Genomic DNA, 25,249 nt, shown 5'->3' on the forward strand with positions numbered 1-25,249 from the left:
AGCGCCGATGGTACTGCACTCGACAGGGTGTGGGAGAGTAGGACACCGCCGAACACCCGTTAACCGGAAGGCCCCCACCAGCATTGGTGGGGGCCTTCCGGCATTTCAGCACCTCTTTCACCGATCCACGCGCGATACCGCCGGCACACACGAGTGCAGGATTCGAAGACGCCAGAAATCCAGGAAGCCCGCCACGACAGCGTCGGGCGCGGCCCTCGCCGTCGACGGTCAGTGCTTCTCGTTGATCTGGAACGGAGCCCGTCGGCCCTGCTCTCTGCCGAGGGCGACCAAATGAGATCAGACGTCTGAGGTCTGTAGACTCCCTGTGGGAGGTGACGGTGATGGCCGGACAGATGCTGCGAAACGGGCCGTTGGTGCCGCAGCTCGAGCAGGTTCTGCGCGGGCGGATCGACTCCGGTGAATGGCCGGTGGGCCGTAGGCTGCCCAGCGAGGCGGAGTTGGCCGCGGAACTCGGGGTGGGGCGTTCGTCGGTTCGGGAGGCGGTGCGTCTGCTGGCGCGGGACGGGTGGCTCGACGTCCGGCACGGCGTCGGAACATTCGTCGCAGAGCCGCCTGCCGCGGCGGCACTCGAGCAGCTGCTGCGCCGTTCCCGGGTTCTCGAGGTGCTGGAGGTCCGTCGTGCCCTCGAAGTCGAGGCGGCGCGGCTGGCCGCCGAGCGCGGCCACTCTGAGGCTCTGGCCGACCTCCGCCGGCAGGTCGAGGAACGGCACGCGAGCCGGTCCGCGAGTGCCTCCGAGTTCGTGTCGGCGGATCTCGACTTCCATAGATCCGTCGTCGTGCTCGCCGGCAATTCGGTACTCACGGCATTGTTCGACTCGGTTCGGCCTGTTCTCCACGCCGCTCTGGTCGACATGGTGGAGAACGAACCGGCGCTGCCGGACACCGGCGGCGCCCACGACCGCCTCGTCGCCGCGCTGGAGCTCGGGGACGGTGCGGCCGCGGTCGACGCGACGACAGCAAACCTCGACCCTATGATCGCGAGCCTGCGTGACGGAAGGAACGGCCAGTGAGTACCGGTACGGATGACAAGGTGGTGCTGAGCACCGAGGGCGTCGATCTGATCCGCGACGGGCGAAAGATCCTCAGCAGCATCGACGTCCGCATCGAGCAGGGGCAGCACTGGGTGCTCCTGGGCGCCAACGGAGCCGGCAAGAGCACGCTGCTGAGTCTGCTCGGTGCCGTCACGCATCCCACCCATGGAACGGTCCACGTGCTGGGGCATCGGCTCGGCCGGGTGGACATGCGTGAGCTGCGATCGCACATCGGGCACGTCAATCCGCGGCACGCGATCGAGCGTCCGCTGACGGTGCACGACGTCGTGCTCACCGGACTGACGAACACTCCCGAGTTCGCGCAGCGGTGGCAGCCGACCGACGCGGACCGGGCGCGGGCCGCGGAACTGATCGCGATGATGGGAATGACGTCGCGTATCGAGGCACGCTGGCCCGTTCTGTCTCAGGGCGAACGCGGCCGGGCGTTGATCGCGCGGGCGCTGATGCCCGATCCGCCGGTGCTGCTCCTCGACGAGCCGGCCACCGGCCTCGACCTCGCGGCCCGCGAGCAACTTCTCACCGCGCTCGACGAGATGCGGGCGCAGCACCCGTTGATGGCGAGCATTCTCGTCACGCACCACATCGAGGAGATCCCGACCACGACCACGCACGCTGTGCTGATTCGGGAAGGTCGCATCACCGCGCAGGGGGATGCGGAGTCGGTGATCACCACCGCGCGCATCAGTGAGTGCTTCGACCACCCCATCAAGATCGTGCGCCACGGCGGCCGGTATTCCGCGCAGTCCCGCACGGCCGTCCCGCCGTCCGCGGACTGACCCCGCCCGCAGGCAGATCTTTCGCAAGGCGTATAAATACATCTTGTGTCTAAGTTGTACTCAGCAGCCGAGTCGGCCTACCGCGAGGTCAAGGAACTGATCCTGTCCGGCGCACTGCCGGGCGGCGAGCTGATCAGCGAGGGCGAGATCGCGTCGCGCATGGGATCGAGCCGAACGCCGGTGCGAGAAGCTTTCCTGCGACTCGAGGCCGAAGGTTGGATGCGCTTGTACCCGAAGCGTGGTGCGTTGATCGTTCCGATCGCCGACGGTGAGGCCGAGCACGTCGTCGATGCCCGCCTGCTCGTCGAGGTGCATGCGGTGGAGGCCGTCGCGTCGAACCCGCGGGCGCGGGATGCGCTGGTCGCGGCACTACGGGAGAACCTGGTGCGCCAGCGCGAGCTGGTGTCGACAGGCGGCGACGCGCCGCAGTTCAGTGCGCTCGACGCGGACTTCCATCGGACGCTTGTGCGTGCGGGAGGAAACCCGTTGCTCGAGACTTTCTACGACGGCCTGCGGGAGCGTCAGCGCCGGATGACGGCGTCGTCGCTCGCTCGGGACCCGGAACAGATCACCAAGATCGTCGAGGACCACTCCCGGCTGACGGACCTGATCGCGGCCGGCGACGCGGCCGGCTTCGCGGCCGCGGTCCGCCGCCACATGCGAGAGGTCCACGCGCTCGGAGAGGGGAGCCGGCGATGACAGCCGTCAGGGAAGACGCAGTCGTCGACCCGCGCTCCGCCGCCCGCCTGCGGCACTGGACGCTGGTCGCGGCGGGGATGTTCGCGGTCGCGTGGGGCGGCAACGAGTTCACGCCCCTGCTGGTGATGTACAAACTGGACCACGGCTTCACCCAGGTGGTGGTCGACACCTTCCTGTTCGCGTACGTGCTCGGCATCGTGCCGGCGCTGCTGATCGGCGGTCCGCTGTCGGACCGGTTGGGGCGGCGTCCGCTGATGATTCCCGCGCCGTTCATCGCGGTCGCCGGTTCACTGGTGCTGGCGACGGGGCCGGACTCGGCGGCGTGGCTGATCGTCGGACGCGTGTTGTCGGGTGTCGCGCTGGGGCTGGGGATGGCCGTCGGCGGGAGCTGGCTCAAGGAACTGTCCACACCGGATCGCGATCCGGCTGCCCGGCCGGGGGCCGGTGCCCGCCGTGCCGCGATGAGCCTGACGGCCGGTTTCGGCATCGGTGCAGGTGTGGCCGGTATCCTGGCGCAGTGGGCGCCGTGGCCCAGTGCGCTTGCGTACCTGGTTCATTCGGCGCTGTCACTGGCGGCGGGCCTCGCGCTGCTGCGGGCGCCGGAGACCCGGCCCGCAGTACCGAAGGCCGAGCGTCGTTCGCTGGCGCGGGATCTGAAGATTCCCGCCGTGGGGCACCGGCGCTTCCTGTACGTCGTCGCGCCGGTCGCGCCGTGGGTGTTCGGGGCGGCCGCATCCGCGTACGCCGTGATGCCGGCGCTCATGACCGGCCGCAGCGGCAGTGCCCCCGTGGCGTTCTCGGCGTTGCTGTGCATGATCGGGCTCGGATCCGGCTTCGCGATCCAGGCCGTCGGCCGCAGGATCGACACCCCGTCGAACGCCCGTGCCGTCGCGGTCGCTCTCGCGGTGCTCGTGCTGGGAATGTCGGTGGCGGCCGTCGCATCGAACGTGCTGACTGTGCCCATGTCGATGATCGCGGCCGCGATCCTGGGCTGCGGTTACGGACTGGCGCTGGTGTCGGGTCTGCAGGAGATCCAGCGGATCGCCGGCCCGGACGATCTGGCCGGACTCACCGCCGTGTTCTACTCGCTGAGCTACCTCGGCTTCGCGGTGCCGGCCGTGATGGCGATGATCGCCGAATCCACCACCTCGCTGACCTATCCGATGATGTTCGTGTTCGGTGCTGTGGTCGCCGCAGCCAGCCTGGTGCTGGTCCTCGTCAAGTGGCGCCGGCACCTGCCCGAGGTGTCAGAGCGCGGGTAGCGGTTTCGCCCCGAGCCAGCTGTCCCACAGCGCCCGCAGCGGCCTGTCGGTGAAATGCGCTGCCAGATCGGTGAACTGCTCGGTGGACACCGTCGCGTGCCGATACTTCGCGGTCCACTGCTGCAACAGGCCGAAGAATGCGTCGTCCCCGAGGTGCTGCCGCAGCGCGTGCAGTGTGAGGGCGCCGCGCTTGTAGATGCGGTCGTCGAACATCAGTTCCGGTCCGGGGTCGCCGAGCAGGATGTCCTGCGGCTTGCCGGCCAGACCTCGATGCGCCTGCGCGGCGTGGGTGTGGGCGTCGGGCCCGCCGGAGTTCTCCGACCACAACCATTCGGCGTAGCAGGCGAAACCCTCGTGCAGCCAGATGTCCTTCCACTGCCCGAGCGTGAGGCTGTTGCCGAACCACTGGTGCGCGAGTTCGTGGGCGACCAGACGTTCCGAGCCCCGTCGGCCGTCGCAGTGGTTGGCGCCGAAGATCGACAGGCCCTGCGCCTCGATCGGGATCTCCAGGTCGTCGCCGGTGACGACTACGGAGTAGTCCTCGAACGGGTAAGGGCCGAAGAGCTTCTCGAAGACCTCCATCATCTGCGGCTGCCGGCCGAAGTCGTGGTCGAACCGGTCACGCAGATCGGGGGGATGCACGGCGTGGATCGGGACCCGGCCGTGGCCGACGCGTCGGCGCTCGTACGGGCCGATCTGCAGCGTCGCCAGGTACGTCGACATCGGCTCGGTCTGTTCGTACACCCACGTGGTGTGGCTGGCCTTGGTCTGCTTGCGGACGAGTTTGCCGTTGGCGAGGGCGTGATACGGCGAATCGGTGGTGATCGAGATGCGGTAGCTGGCTTTGCAACTCGGGTGGTCGTCGCACGGAAACCAGGACGGCGCGCCGTTGGGCTGGCTCGCCACGAGTGCGCCCTCGGTGAGTTCCTCCCAGCCGACGTCGCCCCACTCGGTCACGATCGGTTGCGGGTTGCCCGAGTACTGCACGGAGATCGTGAGCACGCCGCCGGCCGGGATCTTCTGCGCCGGCGCGATCGTGAGCTTCCCGTCGCGGTGGGTGTACTTCGCGACGCGGCGTCCGTTCACCGACAGCTTGGCCACCTGCATCGTCGGCGCGAGGTCCAGCGAGACGCGGGGGCGCACGTCGGTGGTGGTCGCGGTGATCGTGGCCTTGCCGGACAGTCGGTTGCTGTGCACCTTGTAGGTGAGTTCGAGGTCGTACCGGGACACCCGGTAGCCGCGGTTGCCGTTCCGCGGCAGGTAGGGGTCGAGCGGCCCCTCGGACGTCTTGCCGGGCTTCACCTTGCGGCTCCGTCGGCCGCCGAATCGTTCCACGGCATCGAGTCGTTCCACGGCGCAATCGGATTACCCTGCCATCGGGTGGACGCCGGGACGACGTCGCCGCGCATGACGAGCGACGCGGGGCCCACGGTGGCGCCGTCGCCGAGTCCGGCGGCAGGCAGCGCGACGCAGTGCGGGCCGAGGGTGGCGCCCGCGCCCAACGTGACGGTGTCCATGGACATGATCCGATCATGGAACAGGTGCGTCTGCACGACGCACCCTCGTTCGACGGTGGCGCCGTCACCGAGCGTCACCAGGTCGGCCTCGGGCAGCCAGTACGTCTCGCACCACACGCCGCGGCCGATGGTCGCGCCGAGACCGCGTAGCCACACGTTCATGACGGCCGTGCCGTTCGCGGCGCGCGCGAACCACGGGGCGGCGACGGTCTCGACGAACGCGTCGGACACCTCGTTGCGCCATACGAAAGAACTCCACAGCGGATGCTCGACGGCGCCGATCCGGCCGACGACGAGCCACTTCGCGGCCACCGACACCGCGCCCGCCACGGCGCCCGCGAGCATCAGGACCACGCCGCCGCACACAGCGGCGAGCGGGAAACCGCCCACCGAGACCAGCCACGCCAGCGTGAACAGGACCCCGAGGCCGATCCCGAACGTCACCATCACCGGGATCAGTCGGCACGTCTCGACGAACGCGCGGGCGACCTTCAGCCGCAGCGGCGGCTCGAAGGTGCGGGACGCGTCGGACTCGGTGGCGGCCCTGCGCAACCGGACCGGCGGGCTGCCCAGCCACGACGACCCCGACTTGGCCTTGCTCGGAGCGGCCGACAGCACCGCGACGAGCCCGTTCTTGGGGACCCGTCGGCCGGGACCGGCCATGCCGGAGTTGCCCAGGAACGCACGCTTGCCGACCTTGGCGGGTTCGATGCGCATCCAGCCGCCGCCGAGTTCGTAGCTCGCCACCATGGTGTCGTCGGCGAGGAACGCGCCGTCCGCGACGGTGGTGAACTTGGGCAGCACGAGAGCCGTGGAGATCTCGGTGTCGCGGCCCACCTTGGCGCCCAGCAGTCGCAACCACAGCGGCGTCAGCAGACTCGCGTACAGCGGGAACAGGAACGTCCGCGCCGAATCCATGAGGCGCTCGGTGGCCCACGCCTGCCAGCCCACCCGGCTGCGGACCGGGTGGTAGCCCTCGGTCAGCCCGATCGACAGCAGGCGCACGGCGATCACCGTCAGTGCCGCGAAGACGAACAGACTCGCCAGTGTCGCCACCGGCAGGATCACCAGCGCGCGCCGGAAGGCGTCGCCGAGATCGGCGGCGCCGCGGACCCGCAGGCCGACGAGGAGCAGACCGGCGGCCAGACCGAAGATCGGCATGCCCGCCAGGACGACGGAGGTGACACCGAAGATCGGTACCCAGTGCGCGGCGCGGCGCGGCGGGTGATCCGGCCACGGGTGCGTGGCCTTGCCGACCTTGACGGCGGGCGATCCGGCCCAGTGCTGGCCCGCCTTGACCTTCCCGAACACCGCGGAGCCCGGTGCGACCTCGGCGCCCCGGCCGATCCGTGCGCCCGGCAGCAGTGTCGACCGGGCGCCGACGGCGGCACCGGCGCCGATCCGGATCTCGCCGATGTGTACGACGTCGCCGTCGATCCAGTGCCCCGACAGGTCCACCTCGGGCTCCACCGAGCAGCCGTCGCCGAGCACGAGCATGCCGGTGACCGGCGGCAGAGTGTGCAGGTCGACGCCGCGGCCCACCCTCGCGCCGAGGGCGCGGGCGAAGTACAGCATCCACGGCGCGCCGGACAGATTGTCGGCGCCGCTGGCCTCCACGAGTCGCAGCGCGATCCACAGGCGCAGGTGTTCGGGGCCGCCGCGCCGGTACGTGCCCGGTTCCAGGCCGCGCAGCAACAGCCGAGCCCCGGCGACCGCGATGGTCATCCGGCCGAGCGGGGTGATGAAGAGGACGAACGCCAGCGCCACCCACCACCAGGACAGTGTCGGCGCCCAGTCGACGTCGAACCACGCCAGCACGTTTCCGGTGATCGCCAGCCACGTCACCCACTGCAGTCCCGTGAGCGTCATGAGCGGCACCGTGACCGCGATCTGGGCGGCCTGAGCACGGCGGGACATCGGTGCGACATGCCGGGGCGCGGTACTCGCGGCGGGGGAGAGTTCGTCGAGGAAGGCGGCGAGGGAGCCCAGCCGCGGATGGTCGTACAACTGCGCGACGGTCACCTCGGGGAAGCGCTCGCGCAGCGCCGTCACCAGTTGGGCCGCGGACAGCGATCCGCCGCCGAGCTCGAAGAAGTCGTCGCCGGGTCCGGTGATGCTCGCGCCGAGGATCGACGCCCACAGACCCGCGACCCAGGCCGCGGTGCCGTCGAGGCCCAGTGCTTCGCCCGGATCCTCCGCCGCGCCGGGCAGCGGCCACGGCAACGCGTTGCGGTCGACCTTGCCGGACGTGCGGGTGGGGAGTTCGTCGACCAGCGCGAGTCGGGGGACCAGGGCGGCCGGTAGCTGCTCGGCCAGCTGGTCGCGAGCCGCCTTCAGGTCGAAGTCGGGGTCGGTGCTGGCGAGGTAGCCGACGAGGACCGATGTCCCGGCCGCCGTCTTGCGGACCGCGGCGGCGGCGCCACTGACACCGGGAAGGTGCTGCAGCGCGTTGTCGACCTCGCCGAGTTCGATGCGGCGTCCGCCGAGCTTGACCTGGTCGTCGGCGCGGCCCTGGAACAGCAGACCGGAGGTGTCGAGGCGGACCAGGTCGCCGCTGCGGTACGCGCGGTCCCAGCCGAGCGTCGGCATCGGGGCGTACTTCTCGGCGTCCTTCGCCGGATCGAGATACCGGGCCAGCCCGACGCCGCCGATGACGAGCTCGCCGACCTCTCCTTCGGCGACCGGTTCACCGGACGCGTCCACCACCGCCAGATCCCAACCGTCGAGCGGCAGGCCGATCCGGACCGGACCGGTGCCGTTCATGCGCGCTCCGCACGCGACGACGGTGGCCTCGGTGGGGCCGTACGTGTTCCACACCTCGCGGCCGGGGACGGCGAGACGTTCGGCGAGCTCCGGCGGGCACGCCTCGCCGCCGAAGATCAACAGCCGCACCGCCTCGAGTGCCTCCGCCGGCCACAGGGCAGCGAGCGTCGGAACGGTGGAGACGACCGTGACGTCGCGGGAGACCAGCCACGGTCCGAGATCCATGCCGCTGCGTACCAGCGAGCGTGGTGCGGGCACCAGCGTGGCGCCGTGCCGCCACGCCAGCCACATCTCCTCGCACGACGCGTCGAACGCCACCGACAGCCCCGCCAACACCCGGTCGCGGGGGTTGATCGGATTGCCCTGCAGGAACATTCGTGCTTCCGCGTCGACGAATGCGGCGGCGTTGCGGTGCGTGACCGCGACACCCTTCGGGGTGCCTGTGGAACCCGAGGTGAAGATGATCCAGGCGTCGTCGTCGGGGGTGGGCGGGCGGACCTGCGGCACCTCCGTGCGGCGGGGGGCGGTGCCGGGCCGCACGCCGTCGGCGGTGAGGATCGCCGCCACCCGGGCCTCCCCGAACACCAACTCGGCGCGCTCGTCGGGGTCGTCCGCGTCGACCGGCACGTACGCCGCGCCGGCCGCCAGGACCGACAGGATCGCCACGTACAGATCGCGCGAACCCGACGGCATCCGCACGCCGACCCGGTCGCCCGCGCCCACTCCTGCGTCCGCGAGGCCGCGGGCGCCGGCATCGATCTCTGCGAGCAACTCGCGATAGGTGAGGGGGGCCGCGCCGTCGTCGATCGCGGTCGCGTCCGGGTGTTGCGCGGCCGTCGCCTCGAGGATGTCGACGAGGGTGCGGGGTGCGGGCGCGAGGCCCGCCCGCAGGAACTCGGCGGGTATCCGGTGCGACAACTGCTGGTCCGACTGGTCTGTTGCTTGCTGGGCAGACAATCCGGGACGTCCCTCTCTGTGCCTGGTCGGGCGGACATCAGGTTCTCTCACGTCCAGGTGTCCGGAGGATGAACACCCGCCCGGCCGGGCGAATCGCTTCTTCCCGGAGATTCTCCCCCGGATGTGTCGAAATCGGCGCGCCCCCGCACGTCGTGTTGACGAAAGCGGGGTACTCGGCCCCGCGTCGGAGGGAGGATGACGACATGTACTACTTGGCACTGCTCGCCGCCGAGGAGGGCGGACCCGCGTCGGTACCCGGGACCGACGAGTACGCCGCGTCGATGCAGCGGCATCAGGAGTTCTGGACCAGGGCGCAGGAGGCCGTCGCAGGTGGCGGGCTGTATCCGGGTTCGGAGGCCGCGACGATCCGGCACGACGGCGGCGGGAACGCGGTGGTGACGGACGGGCCGTTCGCCGAGGTCACGGAGGTGGTCGGCGGCTACTACGTGTTCGACGCCGCCGACCTGGACGCCGCGCTGAGCATGGTGCGGCAGATTCCCGAGGTCTCGACCGGGCACGTCGAGTTGTGGCCGATGGTGTTCTGGAACTCCCAGGACGAGCCGATGGACACGTGGTGGGCCGCACTGCTGCGCGAACCGTCCGGAGCCGCGAACGAACCCGGATCGGCCGAATGGGAGACGCGGGTGACCGAGCACAAGCGGTTCGTTGAGATCGCGGGCGACCGAATCAAGGGATCCGGCGCACTGTTCCCGCCGGCGTCGGCGACGACCGTGCGGCTGCGCGACGGGGAGATACTGCTGACCGACGGACCGTTCACCGAGGCCGACGAGATCGCGAACGGTATCTACGTGCTGTCCGCTCCCGACCGGGACGCGGCGATCGCGCTCGCCTCGCAGATTCCGGTCGGATCCAAGGGGTGCGTCGAACTCCGGCAGATCGTTGCCGGCTGACCGAGGCACGGCCGAGGTGGCGACGGTGGATCTCACGCGCCCGAACGGCTGCGCGGCGACCGCGAGGTGGACGTGTTCCGGCAGAAGTTCGAGGAGGTCGACGAGGAGATGCCGTCCGTCGCGGACGACCAGTTGCGGTTGATCTTCACGTGCTGCCACCCGGCGCTGTCCGCGGAGTCACAGGTGGCGTTGACGCCCCATCGTCCTCGCCTGCGTGTATCTCGTTTTCACCGAAGGCTACTCGGCGACGGCGGGGGAATCCGCGGTCCGGGCCGAGCTGTGCGACGAGGCGCTGCGGCTAGGGCGTCTGCTGTGCGAACTCGTGCCCGCGGAGCCCGAGGTGTGGGGCCTGTCGGCCCTGATGTGCCTGCAGGACAGCCGGCGTGACACCCGTGTCGACGCGACCGGACGGGCGGTGCCGCTCGACGAGCAGAACCGCGGTCGATGGAACCGCGAGCGGATCGCGGAAGGCTTGGCGTGCATGACCGTTGCCGGTGAGAGTGGCGGCGGACGGTATGCGATCGAGGCGTCGATCGCCGCCGCGCACGCTGTCGCACCGACCTTCGCGGACACCGACTGGGTCGGCATCGTCGGCGCGTACGACCGGCTGCCGGCACTGCGGGAATCTCCGGCAGTGCGAATCAATCATGCTGTGGCGGTGAGTTTTCGGGACGGACCCGACGTCGGGCTGCGGGTGGTCGACGAGTTGGGGACCCCCGGCGCGTATCGGCTCGAGCACGTGGTGGCGGCGTTTCGCGCCGATCTCCTGCGGCGGGCCGGGCGGCCGCAGGAGGCGACCCAGGTGTGACCACCGTCTCATGTTCGAAGGGTTGACGGTGGGTTGACATCGCGAGGACGGCTCTGCCATTCTCGTTGCCAGGTCACGAGTACCAGCGTCAAGCCCCGGCTAGCTGGTCGGCAACCCTCCAACCGCGGTGGGGTGCTCCGGGTGACGACCAGGTCATGGTCCACAAGGACATGGCAAGCGCGGACTCCGATGGCGTCGACTTTCACTGCCGACGAGTCCCAGGACTCGAAGGATTTGTGATGACCGCTGTACTGACCGCCGACGCCTGCGCCACCGCTCCGATCGCCCGGGTGTCCGGCTGTGACTTGCAGGTTCCGCTCGTCGGGGGTGGAACCTGCGTTTACGCAAACTTCGACTACGCAGCCAGCGCCCCGGCGCTGTCGCAGGTCACGGACCGCGTCCAGGAGCTGCTGCCCTTCTACGCCAGCGTCCACCGCGGTGCCGGCTACGCCTCGCGGGTGAGCACCGAGGCCTACGAGAACGCCCGAGGATCCGTCGAGAGCTTCGTCGGCACCGACACCGACCAGGTCGTGGTCTTCACCCGCAACACCACCGATTCACTCAACCTGCTCGCCAGCTGTGTTCCCGGCGACGTCGTGGTCCTCGACATCGAGCACCACGCGAACTTCCTGCCGTGGAAGAACTCTCGCGTCGTCGAGGCCGCCGACACGGTGGCCGAGACCATCCGCCGCATCGTCGCAGAGCTGTGCGCCAAGCCCGCTGCCCTCCTCGCGATCACCGGCGCCTCCAACGTCACCGGCGAGGTCCTCCCGATCGCCGAACTCGCCGAGGTCGCCCACCGCTGTGGTGCCCGCATCCTCGTCGACGGCGCACAGCTCACTCCGCACCGCCGCGTGAACCTGGCCGAGAGCGGTGTCGACTACCTGGCGTTCTCCGGGCACAAGCTGTACGCGCCGTTCGGGGCCGGCGTCCTGGTCGGCCGTCGGGACTGGCTCGACGAGGCCGAGCCCTACCTTGCCGGTGGCGGCGCCGTGCGCGAGGTGACCGTCGACGAGACCTGCTGGGCCCCGGCCCCGGCCCGCCACGAGGCCGGCAGCCCCAACGTCCTCGGTGTCGCGGCGCTCGCTGCTGCGTGTGATGCGCTGGCCGCGTTGGACTTCGACAAGGTGGTCGAACACGAGCAGGTGCTCGCCTCCCGTCTCGCGGAGGGGCTCGCGGAGATCGACGGCGTGCAGTTGCTGCGCCTGTGGTCGGACGCCCCGGACAGCGTCGGCATCGTCACCTTCACCATCGACGGCTACGAGCCCGGTCAGATCGCCGCATATCTGTCAGCCGAGCACGGCATCGGTGTGCGCGACGGCCGATTCTGCGCCCACCCGCTGCTCAACCGCATCGGTCACGCCGGCGGTGCGGTGCGCGCCAGCCTCGGCCTGGGCACCGGCTCCGACGACGTCGAGCGGCTGATCGCCGCCGTCCGCCAGTTGGTCGCCGGCGAGCAGACGTGGAACTACGGCAAGACCGACGGCCTGTGGAACCCGGTTCCGGAGACGCGTGGCTTCTCCAGCAGCACCGACGGTGCCGCCGAGTGCGTCTGACCGTCTCGGAATCGGTCTGATTCGAACTGTGGTGGGGGACAGGATCGGGGGATAGCGTGACGCGCATGCAGTCGACGCACACGCACGGGCAGTGGTCCCGCCGTCATGTCGATCTGTGCCGCACCTCCTCGGACAGTTGTACGCGCTGACGCCCCGCGCCCTCCATCAGCTGTCTTCTCCCGAGGAGTTCGTCATGCCCCACTCCGTTTTCGCCTCCGTCCCGTCCATCGCCCCGCGGCGTCCGCTGCGGGTGGCCGTCGAACTGACCGGTGCCGGGCATCATCCCGCCGCAGCGCGGATCGCCGGCAACGTCCCGCTCACCGGGCCCGACTACTGGGTCGACCTGACCGTCGGCCCCGACATCCTCGACCTCGCCGCCCGGCCCGCCGTGGTGCAGCGCATCCAGGCTGCGGATCTGCGCGACGCGCAGCAGGCCCGCGAACGGATCCGCGCCGAGGTCGCCGCCGAGGGGCGGGATCCGAACAGCGTCACCGTCCTCGTCGACATCGAGGTCCTGATCGCGCCCGATTCGCGAAGCGCGCGTACCGAACTGGCACTGCTCGACGAGACTCTCGGGGTGCCGCACCAGTCGTCGTCGCTGACGTACGTAGGGACCGCGGAGGGACTCGGGAGCCTGCTCGCCGACATCCGTGCCGCCGACGTAGCGGACGGCGTCACACTGCTGCCGCTCGCCCTCCCCAAGGTGCTCGAGCGCATAGTGGACGGAACCATGCCCTGGCTGGAGCGTCGTGGCTTGGCGATCGCGTCGGACGCCGTCGACGAGGCGCTTTCCCGGTTCGGGCGGATTCGCCCTGCTCGCGCGTCCTGAGTTCGCCCCGTCAGCCCGGTTTGCGGGCCTCGATGAGGAACCGGGTGGAGTGGGCGACGAACGACCCCTCCGCTCGGATCCGCCGGTCGAGGTCCCGCAACCGGCCACGGTAGGCGTCGACGGTGAAGCCGGGGACGATCCAGATCACCTTGCGCAGGAAATAGATCGCCGCGCCGACGTCGAAGAACTCCATGCGTAGTCGCTCGAACCGCAGATCCACGACCTCGAGTCCGGCGGCGTGCGCCTCTGCGACGGCCGTGTCCGGATGTCGCAGTTCTCGCGCCTCGGGCTGCGGACCGAGGAAGTACTCGGTGAGTTCGAAGGCGCTCGCCGGCCCCACGTGTTGTGCCAGATAGGTGCCGCCGGGGGCGAGCACACGGGCGATGTCCGGCCACGAGACGACGTTGGGGTGGCGACTGCTGACCAGATCGAAAGCGTTGTCCGCGAACGGTAGTGGCGGCTCGTCCGACGCGTGCACCACCACCACGCCGAGCGGGTGCAGCATCTCGGTGGCCTTCGCGAGGTTGGGCGGCCACGATTCCGTCGCGGCCGTGGTGGGAGCGATCGCCCCCGCGCCGGCGAGGACCTCTCCGCCTCCGGTCTCGATGTCGAGCGCGGCCGACGCTCGCGCGAGACGCGCACCCAGCAGACGCTGGTAACCCCAGGTCGGGCGCTCCTCGGTGGCTCGCCCGTCGAGCCACGAGAATTCCCAGCCCTCCGTCGGGGCGGCCTCCGCCTCGGCGACCAATTCGTCGAATGTGCGCTCCATGACAACGAGTTTCCCAGAGATCAGAGGGTTTTGATCAGTCCGCCGTCGATGACGAAGTCGGCTCCGGTGACGTTGCTGCAGCGATCACTGGCGAGGAACAGCACCAGATCGGCCACCTCGTCCGGGCGGGTGAATCGTCCGGTCTCGGAGCCGGCGGCGGCGGCCTCGACGACCGCTTCGGCGCTGCTGCCACTGACACGCGCGACGGTGGACGCCACCCCGTCCTCGGCCAGCCACAGCGCCGTCGTCACCGGCCCCGGACTGACGGTGTTGACCCGGATATTCTGGCCGGCAACCTCTTTGGACAGCGATTTGCAGAAGTTGGTGAGCGCGGCCTTCGCCGCGCAGTAGTCCACCACCCCGGGATCCGGAAGAAACGCGTTGACCGAGCTGACGGTGACGACGGCTCCGCCGCCGCGGCGAACCATCTGGGGGAGCGCCGCACGGGTGGTGCGCACCGCGGACAGGAACGTCACCGACAGAGACGCGATCCAGTCCTCGTCGGAGACGCTCGTGAAACCACCGGTGCGTGGCGTGACCGCCCCGGCGTTGTTGACCAGGATGTCCACTCCGCCGCGTTCGGCCGCAGCCTCGACCAGCGTGACCGGGCCCTCCGCCGTGGACAGGTCACACGGCACGAACGTCACATTTCCCTGGGCCTCCAGCGATTCGAGTTCGGGAGTGCGAGTGCGAGATCCGGCGACGACGTGGCAATCCTCGGATGCCGATGCGCGCGTCACCGCCAGCCCGATGCCCTTGCTCGCGCCCGTGACCACGACGGTCTTCCCGGCCAGATGCAGGTCCATCACTTCTTGATCCTGTGGATCGGACGGTGTCGGATCCCATGCTACCGGCGTCCTGCCGAGCCAGAGGGCGCTCTTCGCGACGACAGGTGCGCGAGCGGTCCGGTTCGGGAACACTGCCCTCATGGTGGAAGTGCGTGCCGGAATCAAGAGGCAGGTCGGGGCGGTCGTCGTGCTGGCACTGACATCGGTGTTCGTGGCCGGCTGCGCACGCCCTGTCACGTGTGACGGCACGGTCACTGCCCTGCATGCCGATCCGGGTCCGTGCCTCCGATTCGGGGTGAGCACGCCCGGGGGGTCGACGGCGGTCGACGAATTCCTGACGGTTGCCCGCACCGTCGGCAAGGCGCCCAGTGTCGTCCTGTCGTTCTCCGACTTCGCTACGGCGCCGCCCATCGCCGGACTCGATGCCGTGAGCGCGTTCGGTGCCGATCCGATCGTCACGTGGGAGCCGTGGAGATGGATCGAGGGTGGCACCTACGATTCGAGCGGATTCGCGCTGCAGTCGATCGTCGACGGTGTGCACGACGACTACCTGTACCGGTGGGCGGACGAGCTCACCGCGTGGGGGAAGTCGGTGTATCTGCGGTTCGCGCACGAGCCCAACGGCACCTGGTACCCGTGGAGCGTGGCCGCAGGTACCCCCGCCGATGTCTACATCGCGGCTTGGCGGCACGTGCACGATCTGTTCGCGACCCGGCGCGCCCACAACGTCAAATGGGTGTGGTCTCCCAATGTCTCGTTCCCGGGTAGTAGCTCGACGGGCGCGACCTACCCCGGAGACGACTACGTCGACGTGGTGGGTGTGGACGGCTACAACTGGGGAACTTCGCAGCCGTGGAGTCACTGGATCGCGCCGACCGACCTCTTCGTGCCGACCATGGACGAACTGCGCCGGATCGCTCCGGGGAAACCGCAACTCGTGACCGAAGTGGGCAGCGCGGAAGCCGGAGGGTCCAAATCCGAGTGGATCCGGAATCTCGTCCGAATGATCGAGAGTCGACGCGACGTCGCCGGATTCGTGTGGTTCGATCATGACAAGGAAGCGGATTGGAGTATGGCGAGCACCCCGGAATCGGCAGTTGCACTCGCCGAGGCGTTGGGGACGAGGTATCGCTGATGACGACTGTCGGGGCGGGGATTCCGCCGGAGCTGGAACGCGACCGGCTGCGATCGCTGAAGCAACTCGAGCTCATCGACACCCCGCGCGAGGAGCGGTTCGAACGCCTCACCCGCATGGCCCGTCACGTGTTCGGTGTGCCGATGTCGAGTGTGTCCTTGATCGACCAGGATCGGCAGTGGTTCAAGTCGATTCAGGGATTGCCGTTGTCCGAGGTGCCCAGGGAGCGGACGGTGTGCCAGACGACCATCGCCCGCAGCTACGACCACGCCGAGGATCCGGCTCTCGTGTTGGAGGACGCGGCCGCGGATCCGGACTTCGCTTGGATCCCCGGTATCGGTGGCGACGGCGGTATCCGGTTCTATGCGGGGTACCCGCTCTACGGACCCGGTGGCCACCCGGTCGGCACCTTCTGTCTGTACGACACCGTTCCCCGCACGCTCGATGCCGACCAGGTCGCCGCCTTCTCGGAGTTGGCGGCGATGGTGCAGCGCGAACTGCAGTGGGCCGACGATCTGGAGCGGGCCGCGGCGATCCAACGCCAGTTGTTGCCGCGACCGCTGTCCGGGATCGACGGCGTCGACGTTGCGGCCGTGTGCATCCCGGCGTTCGTCGTGGGGGGAGACTTCTACGACCACTATCCGATCCGCGGTGGTCTGGTGGTGACGGTCGCCGATGTGATGGGCAAGGGGATGGGCGCGGCCATCGTCGCCGCGGGCGTGCGGTCGGCCTTCCGGGGCGCGTCCCGACTGTTCGGACGGATCGACTCCGACGGTTCCGTCGCTCTCGACGCCGGGACGGCGACCACCGCTGCGGCCGAGCATCTCTCGGAGGATCTCGAGGACACCGGAACCTTCGCGACGGCGTTTCATGCTGTTCTCGACTGTGAGACCGGCACGGTGACCTACGTCGACGCCGGCCACGGCCTGTCGATGGTTCGCCGCAGTGACGGCACCGTCGAAGCCCTGGGCACGGTCGGATTACCGCTCGGCGTCGTGCAGGGCGATTCGTGGTCGGCTGATCGCATCGTGCTGGAGGACGGGGACATGCTGGTGGTGTGCTCCGACGGATTGCTCGACCTTCTCGACGGAGGCAGCGACTGTCGCGCGGTCCACCGCTTCGTGGCGGACAAACCGAACGCGTCGGCCCTCGTCGAGGCAGTTCGAGCCGTCACGGCCGACGCCCCGCCCCTGGACGATGTCACGGTTGTCGCGATCCGCCGGGGAGGCCGCCGATGACGGCGCTCGACACCGATGCCGCAAAGGCCACCTACCCGTCCTTCGGGTTGCGCGCGCTGATCGTGCTCACCGCCGTCCTGGGTCTGAACTACATCGTGTGGCGATGGTTGTTCTCGGTGAACTGGTCTGCTTGGTGGATCGCCGTCCCCCTGGTCGTGGCCGAGACGTACAGCCTGATCGACTCGTTGCTGTTCGGCTTGACGATGTGGCGGCTGAAGCGGCGGAAGGCGCCGCCCGAGCCCCCGCCCGGCGTGACCGTGGACGTGTTCATCACGACTTACAACGAGCCGCTCGACCTGGTTCTCGGCACCGCGGAAGCCGCGCAACGCATCCGGTACCCGCACACCACGTGGATCCTGGACGACGGAGATCGACCCGAACTCGCCGCCGCTGCAGCACGACTCGGGGTCCGCTATCTCACCCGTTCGGCAGTGTGGGCCGACAAGCCGCGGCATGCCAAGGCCGGAAACCTGAACAACGCCCTCCTGGCCACCGAGGGCGAGTTCCTACTCGTCCTCGACGCCGACCAGGTTCCCGATCCGGAGATCCTCCACCGCACGCTCGGCTACTTCCGGGACGAGAAGATGGCGTTGGTTCAGACGCCGCAGTACTTCGTGAACGTTCCACCGTCCGATCCGCTCGGCAGCCAGGCGCCGCTCTTCTACGGGCCCATCCAGCAGGGCAAGGACGGGTGGAACGCAGCGTTCTTCTGCGGATCCAATGCGGTTCTGCGCCGAGAAGCGCTGATGCAACTGGGGATCACCGGCTACGTGCGGGCGGTCGAGGACGGCGTCCGCCGGACCCTGCGCACCGCGAGCAAGGTGCTCGATCGCGCCCGGATCGAGACCGACGAACCGTCTGTACGGGCCGCTCTGGACTCGGTACGTGCGGCGGTCGTCCGCGCCCGCGAGGATCTGCGCGCCGAGATCCCGATCGCCGACGTGACGTTCGAATTCCAGCAGCGGGTGGATGCTGCCGCCCGCGCCGTCGTCGAGGCCGATGCCGATGCGATGCGCGCCGACCTGGCAGCCATCGAATCGGTACTGGGGGAATCGGATCCGGACGATGCGCCGGGGGTCCTCCTCGACGACACCGTCCTGGGTCGACTCGCGGACCGCGACTGGTCTCCGCTGGGTGCGATCGAGTCGGTGCGCCGCATGATCCGCGCGGTCGACGTCGGCCGGGACGACGAAGCGCAGCCCATGCTCCCGCTGGCGACGATCTCGGTGACCGAGGACATGGCCACCTGCATGCGGCTGCATGCGCAGGGCTGGCGGTCGGCGTACCACCACGAGGTCCTCGCCCACGGTCTTGCTCCCGAGGATCTCGGCACGATGCTGACCCAGCGGCTGCGGTGGGCGCAGGGGACGATCCAGGTGATGCTGCGCGAGAACCCGCTGGTGCAGCGGGGCCTGACACTCGCGCAGCGGTTGATGTACTGGGCCACGATGTGGAGTTACCTGTCCGGGTTCGCCGCCATCGCCTACATTGCGGCACCCGCGGTGTACCTGATCTTCGGCGTCATGCCGGTGGACGCCTACAGCTGGGACTTCTTCGGTCGGCTCGTCCCGTTCCTGGTGCTCAACCAGTTGCTCTTCTTCGTCGTCAGCAGGGGGACGCCGACGTGGCGCGGCCAGCAGTACAGCCTCGCGCTCTTCCCGGTATGGATTCGCGCGTGTACGACCGCGTTCGACAACGTGGTCCGCGGCAAGTCGCTGGGATTCGCAGTGACACCCAAGACGCGTCAGGAGCAGGGCGCGCTGCCGTGGCACCTGGTCCGCTGGCAACTGGGCGCGATGGGAATGCTCGTGGTGGCCTCCGTGATCGGGCTCGTCCAGCTCTACTTCGGTGCCATCTCGGTTCTCGGTGTCGGCGTCAACCTGTTCTGGGTGCTCTTCGACCTCGTGATCCTGAGCGTCGTGATCAAGGCGGTCCGCTACCGTGGGCCGGATTCGGAAGGAGTCAGATGAAGCGGTTCGACATCCGAACCACGGACGCGGGCGTCGTGGTCATCAGTCCACAGGGTCGTCTCAACATGACGGCGGCGCCGATCCTCCGTGAACAGTTGCGCGAACTCGTCGAGGCCGGGTCGACCAGGCTGGTGGTCGACCTGGGCCGGACCGATTTCATCGATTCATCGGGACTCGGGGCTCTGATCTCCGGCCTGAAGACGGCCCGTCAGGCCGGCGGTGACCTGCGTATCGCTGCGCCCACCGCGCAGATCGAGACGGTGCTCGAACTCACGAATCTCAATCGCGTCCTCCGCAGCCACGACAGCGCAGACAGCGCGTTCGATGCCCGGTGAGAGCTCCGGACCCGACGCGGGGAGCAGCAGCGGTGCCGGGCGTTCGCTGAGGCTGGTCACGGCCTCGGACACCCTCGACCGCATCCATGCGTTCCTGGACGAGGCGCTGGCCGGCGAGCCGGTCGACGATCTGGTGCGCATGCAGTTCGAGATCGCGGTGGCGGAGATCGCCGCGAACATCGTCGAACACACAGCACGGGACGCGCCGGTCGGTGTGCATCTGGAACTGCGCCTGCTGCCGGACCGACTCGAGGCGGAGTTCCGGGACGACGGCAGACCGGTTCGGGTCGACTTGGCGTCGGTGGCCCTCCCGGACGACCTGGCCGAACGCGGACGCGGCTTGGCGATAGCGCGCGGGGCGCTCGACGAACTGTCGTACCGGCGCGACGGCGACACCAATCGTTGGCTCCTCGTCCGGCACCGGTAGCCGGGACACCAAACCGACGGACGTCAGTCGATCGGGGTGGCCCGGTGGTAGCGGCCCTCGTGGTACAGCAGGGGAGCGGCGGAGGCCTCGGCGTCGTTCTCGTTGTGCAGGCGGGTGATCAGGCCGATCACCAGGGTGTGGTCGCCGGCCGGGATCAGCTGATGGATGGTGGTGCGCATCCAGATCGGGGTGCCGTGCAGCACGGGCTCGCCGGTCTCGAGGCGCGACCACAGCGACTCGTCACTGAACCGCTGGTCGGCGCTGCGCGAGAACCGCTGCGAGAGGTGCTGCTGGTGCTCCCCGAGCAGATGCACGACAACTGAGTCGGCGGCGTGGAGCGCATTGATGCTCGACGAGTTCAGTGCGATGTTGAACGAGATGAGCGGCGGATTCATCGACAGTGACGCGAACGACGTCGCCGTGAAGCCGACCGGACCGTTCTCCGAATCGAGGGTGACGATGGTGACGCCGGCCGGGTGGCGGCGCATCGCGGCCTTGTACTCCTCGTTGCTGATGCTCTCCACGCCATCGGCGGGGACGACAGCAAGCTCGGACGCGTTCTCGACAGACTGTGACAAGGCATTCTCCGATTCGAACCTGGTGGACTGCCGCCACTATAAGGCCAGGCTCACCGGGCAACCAGGTTCTCGTTCACTGAGCGGGCAACTGCTGTTCCCCTTGCTCCGTCCGGCATCCGACCGATCAGTCCATGTCGACGGCCAGACCGGCCGTGACCCGCAGAAGTTCGGGAAACGTGCTGCGGAAGACCGTGTCGGGATGCCCGGCGGCCGCCCACAGTTCCGGGTGGGCGGCGAGCGCGGAGTCGAGATATGTCGGCAGGTTGGTGGGGTGTCCCAGCGGCGCCACACCACCGATCGGCTGCCCGGTGACCTCCTGCGCGAGATCGAGCGGGGCGCGCGTCAGGGTGCCCTGCAGACGAGCCCCGGTGGCGGCCAGGTCCACCTCGTGTGAGCCCGAGACGAGCAGCAGCACCGGCTCGTCGTCCAGGAGGAAGATGAGCGACTTCACGATCGCGCCGGGATCCGCGCCCAGAGCTTCCGCAGCCTCCAGGGCGCTGCGGGTCGGTGCCGGCTGGGTGACGATGACGCCGTGGTGGCCGCGCGCGATCAACGTGTCGGCGACGTGCGCCGCATTGGGATGCAGCAGCCTGGGCATGGGTTCAGAGTAGGACTACTTCGCGGCCGGGGCAGCCGTATCGGCACTCGAACTGACGGTCCTCCGTGACCGCCACGCCGTGAAGCCGAGGAGCAGTACGGCCCCGACAGCCGTGTACAGCGCCAGCGCCACCGTGGGCTGTCCCAGCCCGACGTTGTCGAAGTACACGATGCTGCGCACCCCCTCGGTGCCCGCGCCGGGCGTGATCCACTTACCGATGGCCGCGTAGAAGCTCGGGATCACGTTGGCGCCGAACGCGCCCCCCGCGCTCGGATTGCCGAGGACCACGAACACCGCGATCGCGAGCGGCACCGCGAGGATGCCGACCGCCGCCCGCAGGCCCAAGGTGAACAGGCCGGTGGCGAACACGACTCCCGTGCCCAGGATCCACAGCGGGAACCAGTGCCCGGCAAAGGTTCCCAGGACGTGTGTCGTGATGAGTGCGCCGAGGGCGCCCGAGACGACGGAGTATCCGAACATCACGGCGACATGTCCCCATGCCTGCCGGAGCGTCGCAGGTGCTCCGATGATCAGGCCGATCGCCGCCGCCAGCAGGTAGCCGCCGACGACCCAGCCGATCGACAGGTAGAAGCCCGACAGTCCGCGGTTGTCGTGTGCCCCGACGGGGATCTCGTCGCGCACGACCAACTGGCGGTCCTGGCTCTGCGCGACCTGTCCGAAGACCGACTCGAGTGCCGAAGCGATGGAACTGCCACCCGCGCTCGCGGTGATGAGGGTGTCGGTGCCGTTCGGTGCGATCACGTACGCACCCTGGATCTCGCGCTCGCGGAGCAGCTGCCGCACCTCGGCGGTGTCGACGGCGGTGCGGGCGTCGACCGGACTTCCGTCGAGCGCGTTGAGCTTGTCGACCGATTGCTGCGGTATCCCGGCGGGCACCCCCGGTCCGGCGACGACGGCGACCGAGATGTCCCGCGGTGTCGGCTGGTGGAAGGCCGCGACGTAACTGAGGATGAATCCGAGTTGCAGAGCCAGCACGCCGACGACGAGCGCGGCCATCACCTTGCGGGAGCCGAAGCGCTCGAGCGGACTGGCAGGCGCCTGGGGGACGGCGGGGGTGGTGGCGGACGACGTCGGAACGTCGGCTGTCTCGGTGGTAGGTGCGGTCACGGGTGTCCTCGGTGTCTGAGTGGTTTCGCGGTCTTGTCGATACCGTGGGTATTGAATACCCTAGGTATCGTGACTGGTAGTCGTCAAGACGAGTTGTCCGCGACTGCGCGGCCGGGGCGGGACGTGGTGCGGGCGCGGATCCTCGAGGCCGCCGCCGACGAGTTCGCCGAACAGGGCTTCGCCGGCGCCAAGCTCGCCGAGATCGCCCGCCGCGCCGGCTTCACCAAGGGGGCCGTGTACTCGAACTTCGAGTCGAAACAGGATCTGTTCGCCGAGTTGTTCGCGCAGCGCTCCCTCGACCTCGCCGGCCGCGTCCTCGCCGAGATCTCCGGCCTGGACCTCGCCCACGCGGTGGGTCGCGGCGGTGCGGAGATCGCGTCCGCGCTCACCGCTGACCCGGGATGGTCGCTGCTGGTACTCGAGTTCGGTGTCCAGGCCGGCCGCGATCCGGTCGTGAAGCAGGCATACCTGCGCGAACGTCGTTATCTGCGCGGCAAACTCGTCGAACTGATCGGCGACCGTGCTCGGGAGTGGGGGGTGGACCTCGACGTCCGCACCACCGCCATCGCCTTGATGGCCCTCATCTCCGGGCTGGTCCTCGAACACTCCGTCGACCCCGAGGAAGTGGACCAACGCGCGATGGGTGAGGTGGTGACCACCCTGTTCGCCGGAGCCGTCGCACGGGCCACGCGGTCTCAGTAGTCCGGAAACCCGCCCTCCGGCCCCAGCATCCGTTCCAGCCGGGTCCGTGTGATCCGCGCGAGTTCCGTTGTCCGGACTTTTCGTTCGGTGTCGACGTCGTGGGTCATCCGCGCCGTCAGGTCGGCCAACAGCGCGCGTCCGTCACGCCCGTCGGAGAACCACACGTACCGGAAGCCGAACAACTCCTCGTACGCCGCGGCGGCGTCCTCGAGGGTGTGCATGACGGCGGCATCCTCGACCCACACGGCGCACTGCTCACGGAACGAGGGTCGGCTGCGGGCCCGGGAACCGATCCGGGGATGACCCTGCAGCGCCTGCTCGATCTCCGGCTCGGGCAGCGCGTGCAGTTCCGCGTCCGCGGCCGCCAGAAGCTCGGTGTACGTCCGGTATTCGCGGCCGTCGGCGATGCGCGTCGACCACGACAGGCAGCAGCAGCACTCGAAGAGCGCGTGCACCGCCCGGCGGCGGGGCAGCTCGTTGAACCGGTCGAGGCCGATTCCCTGATGCATGAGCATGTGCAACCCCTTTCGACGTCGTTGCCACCTGCGGGTACTCAGATCATGCGCGTGTCGCGGCGTGGAACGGGTCCGTGGACGGGGGAATTTCCGCACATTTAACGACCCGCCACGGTCGCCGAGGGTGGGCCGCGCACTGGAATCGCGACTCCGGAGCGCCGGGCCGACCGAACTGGGAGTATCGAGTACGCCCGCGACGCGATGGGACAGGAGGACGACATGCGCGTCACTCGCATAACGGCCAATCTGCATGTCCCCGAGGTCGATGGGGCCAAACGGTTCTACGCCGACTTCCTCGGATTGAGCACCGAGGAGTTCGACATGGGTTGGGTCACGCGCCTCACTTCTCCCGACACCGGCGTGAGTGTCCAGCTCGTCACCGGCGACGCATCGGCGCCCGAGGATTCGGTGGTGTCGGTGCACACGACCGACGTCGACGCCGCGTACGCCGAAGCGCAGGCGGCCGGATACGAGATCGTCCATCCGCTCACCACGGAACCGTGGGGGGTGCGCAGGTTCTTCGTTCGCGCACCGGACGGCAACGTCCTCAACATCGTTCGGCATCACGAATGACGGCACTACATCCGCAACAGAGGAGCGCACATGAGTTCGGTGAATCTCGGCAAGCAGCACCCGGACGCGTACAAACAGTTGATCGCGCTCAACGGGCAGGCCGACGCCGCGGTCGAAGCGTCGGGTCTGGGCCCACTGGTCGGCGATCTCGTGAAGATCAGGATCTCCCAACTCAACGGCTGCGCCTTCTGCCTCCGGATGCACACCCGCGACGCCCTCGAGAAGGGAGAGACCACCGATCGGGTGGCCGTACTGGCGGCCTGGTGGGAATCGCAGTACTTCTCGCCGCAGGAACGGGCGGCGCTCGCGCTGGCGGAGCAGGTGACACGACTGTCGGTGCCGGACGCCCGGGCGTGGGACGACGGATCCCTCACCGACGAGCAAGTGTCGGCGATCAGTTGGCTCGCGATCGTGATGAACGCGTGGAACCGCGTCGCGATCACCAGCCACTATCCCGTCGCGCCCTGACTCTGGTGCGCCCGAGGCCGTCAAGTTACTCTTCGGTAATGACGGAACAGCAGAGCTGGAAGGCGTTCACAGTCGAGCGCAAGGACCACGTCGCGCAGGTGACGCTGATCGGACCCGGCAAGGGCAACGCGATGGGACCGGACTTCTGGGACGAGCTGCCCGGCATCTTCGCCGAACTCGACGCCGACCCCGAGGTGCGGGCGGTCGTGCTCGCCGGATCCGGCAAACACTTCTCGTTCGGATTGGACCTGCCCGCGATGAGTGGAGGCTTCGGCGCCGTGCTCGCCGACAAGGCCCAGGCCGGGCCGCGCACCGACTTCCACAACCTCATCAAGCGGATGCAGTCCGGTATCAACGCTGTCGCGGACTGCCGCAAGCCCGTCGTCGCCGCGATCCAGGGCTGGTGCATCGGCGGCGGCGTCGACCTGATCTCGGCCGCCGACATCCGTTACGCGAGCGCCGATGCGAAGTTCAGCATCCGCGAGGTCAAGGTTGCTATCGTCGCCGACATGGGCAGCTTCGCCCGCCTGCCGGCGATCATCGGCGACGGGCATCTGCGTGAACTCGCGCTGACCGGCAAGGACATCGACGCCGCCCGCGCGGAGAAGATCGGACTGGTCAATGACGTGTTCGAGGACGCCGACGCAGTACTCGCCGCGGCCCACGCGACCGCCGCCGAGATCGCGGCCAACCCGCCGCTCGTGGTGCAGGGTGTCAAGGACGTGCTCGACCACAGCCGATCCGCGGGGGTGAACGACAGCCTGCGTTACGTGGCCGCGTGGAATGCGGCCTTCCTGCCGTCGGAGGACCTCACCGAGGCCATCACGGCGGTGTTCCAGAAGCGTCCACCCGAGTTCCGGGGACGCTGACCGCG

General features: G+C 69.0%; 25 protein-coding genes and 1 riboswitch. Of the genes, 17 read left to right on the forward strand and 8 right to left on the reverse strand.

The features are described 5' to 3' along the window. Window positions 1-341 precede the first annotated feature (341 nt). The 4 genes from A6I89_RS22385 to A6I89_RS22400 are packed head-to-tail and all read left to right on the forward strand — an operon-like array spanning window position 342 to window position 3,810. Window positions 342-1,031: a FadR/GntR family transcriptional regulator gene (locus tag A6I89_RS22385; protein WP_022593906.1), complete on the forward strand. Its 690-nt coding sequence runs from the start codon at window positions 342-344 to the stop codon at window positions 1,029-1,031. After that, a complete protein-coding gene (locus A6I89_RS22390) occupies window positions 1,028-1,849 on the forward strand; it encodes an ABC transporter ATP-binding protein (RefSeq protein ID WP_022593908.1) in 822 nt (273 codons plus the stop codon). The genes A6I89_RS22385 and A6I89_RS22390 overlap by 4 nt, the downstream gene beginning before the upstream one ends. Window positions 1,850-1,894: 45 nt before the next feature. Beyond that, window positions 1,895-2,548: a GntR family transcriptional regulator gene (locus A6I89_RS22395; RefSeq protein ID WP_022593910.1), complete on the forward strand. Its 654-nt coding sequence runs from the start codon at window positions 1,895-1,897 to the stop codon at window positions 2,546-2,548. Next, window positions 2,545-3,810, forward strand: coding sequence for an MFS transporter (locus tag A6I89_RS22400; protein ID WP_022593912.1), 1,266 nt, complete (start codon window positions 2,545-2,547; stop codon window positions 3,808-3,810). Before A6I89_RS22395 ends, A6I89_RS22400 begins: the two co-directional genes overlap by 4 nt. Here A6I89_RS22400 and A6I89_RS22405 read toward each other — a convergent pair. Both A6I89_RS22405 and A6I89_RS22410 read right to left on the reverse strand, forming a co-directional pair. Continuing rightward, window positions 3,796-5,112, reverse strand: coding sequence for a M1 family metallopeptidase (locus tag A6I89_RS22405; protein WP_044990461.1), 1,317 nt, complete (start codon window positions 5,110-5,112; stop codon window positions 3,796-3,798). The two genes, A6I89_RS22400 and A6I89_RS22405, sit on opposite strands and share 15 nt — an antisense overlap. After that, the gene (locus A6I89_RS22410; RefSeq protein WP_390893133.1) at window positions 5,109-9,098 is read right to left on the reverse strand and encodes a Pls/PosA family non-ribosomal peptide synthetase; all 3,990 of its coding nucleotides are present in this window, start codon (window positions 9,096-9,098) and stop codon (window positions 5,109-5,111) included. The genes A6I89_RS22405 and A6I89_RS22410 overlap by 4 nt, the downstream gene beginning before the upstream one ends. Window positions 9,099-9,250: 152 nt before the next feature. Here A6I89_RS22410 and A6I89_RS22415 point away from each other — a divergent pair, with 152 nt between their 5' ends. The 4 genes from A6I89_RS22415 (at window position 9,251) to A6I89_RS22430 (ending at window position 13,151) form a co-directional block, all read left to right on the forward strand. Further along, entirely contained in the window at window positions 9,251-9,958 is a 708-nt protein-coding gene (locus A6I89_RS22415) for a YciI family protein (RefSeq protein WP_022593918.1), read from the forward strand. Window positions 9,959-10,172: 214 nt separating this feature from the next. Next, window positions 10,173-10,766, forward strand: coding sequence for a DUF6596 domain-containing protein (locus A6I89_RS22420; RefSeq protein WP_022593920.1), 594 nt, complete (start codon window positions 10,173-10,175; stop codon window positions 10,764-10,766). A 71-nt stretch (window positions 10,767-10,837) separates the two neighbouring features. Continuing rightward, window positions 10,838-10,952, forward strand: a riboswitch (SAM riboswitch). A gap of 53 nt (window positions 10,953-11,005) precedes the next feature. Beyond that, window positions 11,006-12,322, forward strand: a complete 1,317-nt coding sequence (locus A6I89_RS22425) for an aminotransferase class V-fold PLP-dependent enzyme (protein ID WP_022593921.1) — start codon at window positions 11,006-11,008, stop codon at window positions 12,320-12,322. Window positions 12,323-12,515: 193 nt separating this feature from the next. Next, window positions 12,516-13,151: an LLM class flavin-dependent oxidoreductase gene (locus tag A6I89_RS22430; RefSeq protein ID WP_022593923.1), complete on the forward strand. Its 636-nt coding sequence runs from the start codon at window positions 12,516-12,518 to the stop codon at window positions 13,149-13,151. 10 nt (window positions 13,152-13,161) lie between these two features. On the opposite strand, the gene A6I89_RS22435 is transcribed toward A6I89_RS22430, so the two are convergent. Beyond that, window positions 13,162-13,920 carry a methyltransferase domain-containing protein gene (locus tag A6I89_RS22435; protein ID WP_005515784.1) on the reverse strand — a complete coding sequence of 253 codons (759 nt, stop codon included), beginning with the start codon at window positions 13,918-13,920 and terminating at the stop codon, window positions 13,162-13,164. A 20-nt stretch (window positions 13,921-13,940) separates the two neighbouring features. Continuing rightward, window positions 13,941-14,726 (reverse strand): oxidoreductase, encoded by a 786-nt coding sequence (locus A6I89_RS22440; RefSeq protein WP_022593925.1) that lies wholly within the window; start codon window positions 14,724-14,726, stop codon window positions 13,941-13,943. Window positions 14,727-14,847: 121 nt separating this feature from the next. On the opposite strand from A6I89_RS22440, the gene A6I89_RS22445 reads away from it, so the two are divergent. The 5 genes from A6I89_RS22445 to A6I89_RS22465 are packed head-to-tail and all read left to right on the forward strand — an operon-like array spanning window position 14,848 to window position 19,813. Continuing rightward, window positions 14,848-15,843: a glycoside hydrolase family 26 protein gene (locus A6I89_RS22445; RefSeq protein WP_022593927.1), complete on the forward strand. Its 996-nt coding sequence runs from the start codon at window positions 14,848-14,850 to the stop codon at window positions 15,841-15,843. After that, the gene (locus tag A6I89_RS22450; protein WP_022593929.1) at window positions 15,843-17,081 is read left to right on the forward strand and encodes a PP2C family protein-serine/threonine phosphatase; all 1,239 of its coding nucleotides are present in this window, start codon (window positions 15,843-15,845) and stop codon (window positions 17,079-17,081) included. Before A6I89_RS22445 ends, A6I89_RS22450 begins: the two co-directional genes overlap by 1 nt. Continuing rightward, window positions 17,078-19,051: a glycosyltransferase family 2 protein gene (locus A6I89_RS22455; protein WP_022593931.1), complete on the forward strand. Its 1,974-nt coding sequence runs from the start codon at window positions 17,078-17,080 to the stop codon at window positions 19,049-19,051. Before A6I89_RS22450 ends, A6I89_RS22455 begins: the two co-directional genes overlap by 4 nt. Further along, window positions 19,048-19,386, forward strand: a complete 339-nt coding sequence (locus A6I89_RS22460; RefSeq protein ID WP_005515778.1) for an STAS domain-containing protein — start codon at window positions 19,048-19,050, stop codon at window positions 19,384-19,386. The genes A6I89_RS22455 and A6I89_RS22460 overlap by 4 nt, the downstream gene beginning before the upstream one ends. Continuing rightward, window positions 19,376-19,813 (forward strand): ATP-binding protein, encoded by a 438-nt coding sequence (locus A6I89_RS22465; RefSeq protein WP_022593932.1) that lies wholly within the window; start codon window positions 19,376-19,378, stop codon window positions 19,811-19,813. The genes A6I89_RS22460 and A6I89_RS22465 overlap by 11 nt, the downstream gene beginning before the upstream one ends. A gap of 23 nt (window positions 19,814-19,836) precedes the next feature. Here the strand turns inward: A6I89_RS22465 and A6I89_RS22470 are convergent, their stop codons facing one another. From A6I89_RS22470 to A6I89_RS22480, 3 genes are all read right to left on the reverse strand, one after another. Next, on the reverse strand, window positions 19,837-20,391 hold the full coding sequence (locus tag A6I89_RS22470; RefSeq protein ID WP_005515775.1) for a flavin reductase family protein: 555 nt from the start codon (window positions 20,389-20,391) through the stop codon (window positions 19,837-19,839). 124 nt (window positions 20,392-20,515) lie between these two features. Beyond that, the gene (locus A6I89_RS22475; protein WP_005515774.1) at window positions 20,516-20,989 is read right to left on the reverse strand and encodes a YbaK/EbsC family protein; all 474 of its coding nucleotides are present in this window, start codon (window positions 20,987-20,989) and stop codon (window positions 20,516-20,518) included. A gap of 15 nt (window positions 20,990-21,004) precedes the next feature. Then, the gene (locus tag A6I89_RS22480; protein WP_022593933.1) at window positions 21,005-22,117 is read right to left on the reverse strand and encodes an ABC-2 transporter permease; all 1,113 of its coding nucleotides are present in this window, start codon (window positions 22,115-22,117) and stop codon (window positions 21,005-21,007) included. Window positions 22,118-22,186: 69 nt separating this feature from the next. Between A6I89_RS22480 and A6I89_RS22485 the strand changes: the two genes are divergently transcribed. Further along, window positions 22,187-22,819 carry a TetR/AcrR family transcriptional regulator gene (locus tag A6I89_RS22485; RefSeq protein WP_044990433.1) on the forward strand — a complete coding sequence of 211 codons (633 nt, stop codon included), beginning with the start codon at window positions 22,187-22,189 and terminating at the stop codon, window positions 22,817-22,819. On the opposite strand, the gene A6I89_RS22490 is transcribed toward A6I89_RS22485, so the two are convergent. Further along, complete coding sequence (locus tag A6I89_RS22490) at window positions 22,813-23,334, reverse strand: 2-oxo-4-hydroxy-4-carboxy-5-ureidoimidazoline decarboxylase (protein WP_022593934.1); 522 nt, start codon at window positions 23,332-23,334, stop codon at window positions 22,813-22,815. The genes A6I89_RS22485 and A6I89_RS22490 overlap by 7 nt on opposite strands. 219 nt (window positions 23,335-23,553) lie before the next feature. On the opposite strand from A6I89_RS22490, the gene A6I89_RS22495 reads away from it, so the two are divergent. Genes A6I89_RS22495 through A6I89_RS22505 form a run of 3 tightly spaced genes read left to right on the forward strand, consistent with a single transcriptional unit; the run spans window position 23,554 to window position 25,244 of the window. Next, window positions 23,554-23,907, forward strand: coding sequence for a VOC family protein (locus A6I89_RS22495; protein WP_172504556.1), 354 nt, complete (start codon window positions 23,554-23,556; stop codon window positions 23,905-23,907). A 30-nt stretch (window positions 23,908-23,937) separates the two neighbouring features. Then, window positions 23,938-24,375, forward strand: coding sequence for a carboxymuconolactone decarboxylase family protein (locus A6I89_RS22500; protein WP_013414768.1), 438 nt, complete (start codon window positions 23,938-23,940; stop codon window positions 24,373-24,375). Window positions 24,376-24,413: 38 nt separating this feature from the next. Then, entirely contained in the window at window positions 24,414-25,244 is an 831-nt protein-coding gene (locus tag A6I89_RS22505) for a crotonase/enoyl-CoA hydratase family protein (protein WP_022593935.1), read from the forward strand. Window positions 25,245-25,249 lie beyond the last annotated feature (5 nt).

The sequence above is a fragment of the Prescottella equi genome, from assembly GCF_002094305.1.
Classification (GTDB): domain Bacteria; phylum Actinomycetota; class Actinomycetes; order Mycobacteriales; family Mycobacteriaceae; genus Prescottella; species Prescottella equi.

Coding starts and splice junctions, on each gene's coding strand:
- A6I89_RS22400 (WP_022593912.1), top strand. CDS start 2,545: ATGACAGCCGTCAGGGAAGACGCAGTCGTCGACCCGCGCTCCGCCGCC.
- A6I89_RS22460 (WP_005515778.1), top strand. CDS start 19,048: ATGAAGCGGTTCGACATCCGAACCACGGACGCGGGCGTCGTGGTCATC.
- A6I89_RS22495 (WP_172504556.1), top strand. CDS start 23,554: ATGCGCGTCACTCGCATAACGGCCAATCTGCATGTCCCCGAGGTCGAT.
- A6I89_RS22500 (WP_013414768.1), top strand. CDS start 23,938: ATGAGTTCGGTGAATCTCGGCAAGCAGCACCCGGACGCGTACAAACAG.
- A6I89_RS22385 (WP_022593906.1), top strand. CDS start 342: ATGGCCGGACAGATGCTGCGAAACGGGCCGTTGGTGCCGCAGCTCGAG.
- A6I89_RS22490 (WP_022593934.1), bottom strand. CDS start 23,334: ATGCTCATGCATCAGGGAATCGGCCTCGACCGGTTCAACGAGCTGCCC.
- A6I89_RS22465 (WP_022593932.1), top strand. CDS start 19,376: ATGCCCGGTGAGAGCTCCGGACCCGACGCGGGGAGCAGCAGCGGTGCC.
- A6I89_RS22440 (WP_022593925.1), bottom strand. CDS start 14,726: ATGGACCTGCATCTGGCCGGGAAGACCGTCGTGGTCACGGGCGCGAGC.
- A6I89_RS22505 (WP_022593935.1), top strand. CDS start 24,414: ATGACGGAACAGCAGAGCTGGAAGGCGTTCACAGTCGAGCGCAAGGAC.
- A6I89_RS22425 (WP_022593921.1), top strand. CDS start 11,006: ATGACCGCTGTACTGACCGCCGACGCCTGCGCCACCGCTCCGATCGCC.
- A6I89_RS22435 (WP_005515784.1), bottom strand. CDS start 13,920: ATGGAGCGCACATTCGACGAATTGGTCGCCGAGGCGGAGGCCGCCCCG.
- A6I89_RS22450 (WP_022593929.1), top strand. CDS start 15,843: ATGACGACTGTCGGGGCGGGGATTCCGCCGGAGCTGGAACGCGACCGG.
- A6I89_RS22475 (WP_005515774.1), bottom strand. CDS start 20,989: ATGCCCAGGCTGCTGCATCCCAATGCGGCGCACGTCGCCGACACGTTG.
- A6I89_RS22415 (WP_022593918.1), top strand. CDS start 9,251: ATGTACTACTTGGCACTGCTCGCCGCCGAGGAGGGCGGACCCGCGTCG.
- A6I89_RS22445 (WP_022593927.1), top strand. CDS start 14,848: ATGGTGGAAGTGCGTGCCGGAATCAAGAGGCAGGTCGGGGCGGTCGTC.
- A6I89_RS22455 (WP_022593931.1), top strand. CDS start 17,078: ATGACGGCGCTCGACACCGATGCCGCAAAGGCCACCTACCCGTCCTTC.
- A6I89_RS22430 (WP_022593923.1), top strand. CDS start 12,516: ATGCCCCACTCCGTTTTCGCCTCCGTCCCGTCCATCGCCCCGCGGCGT.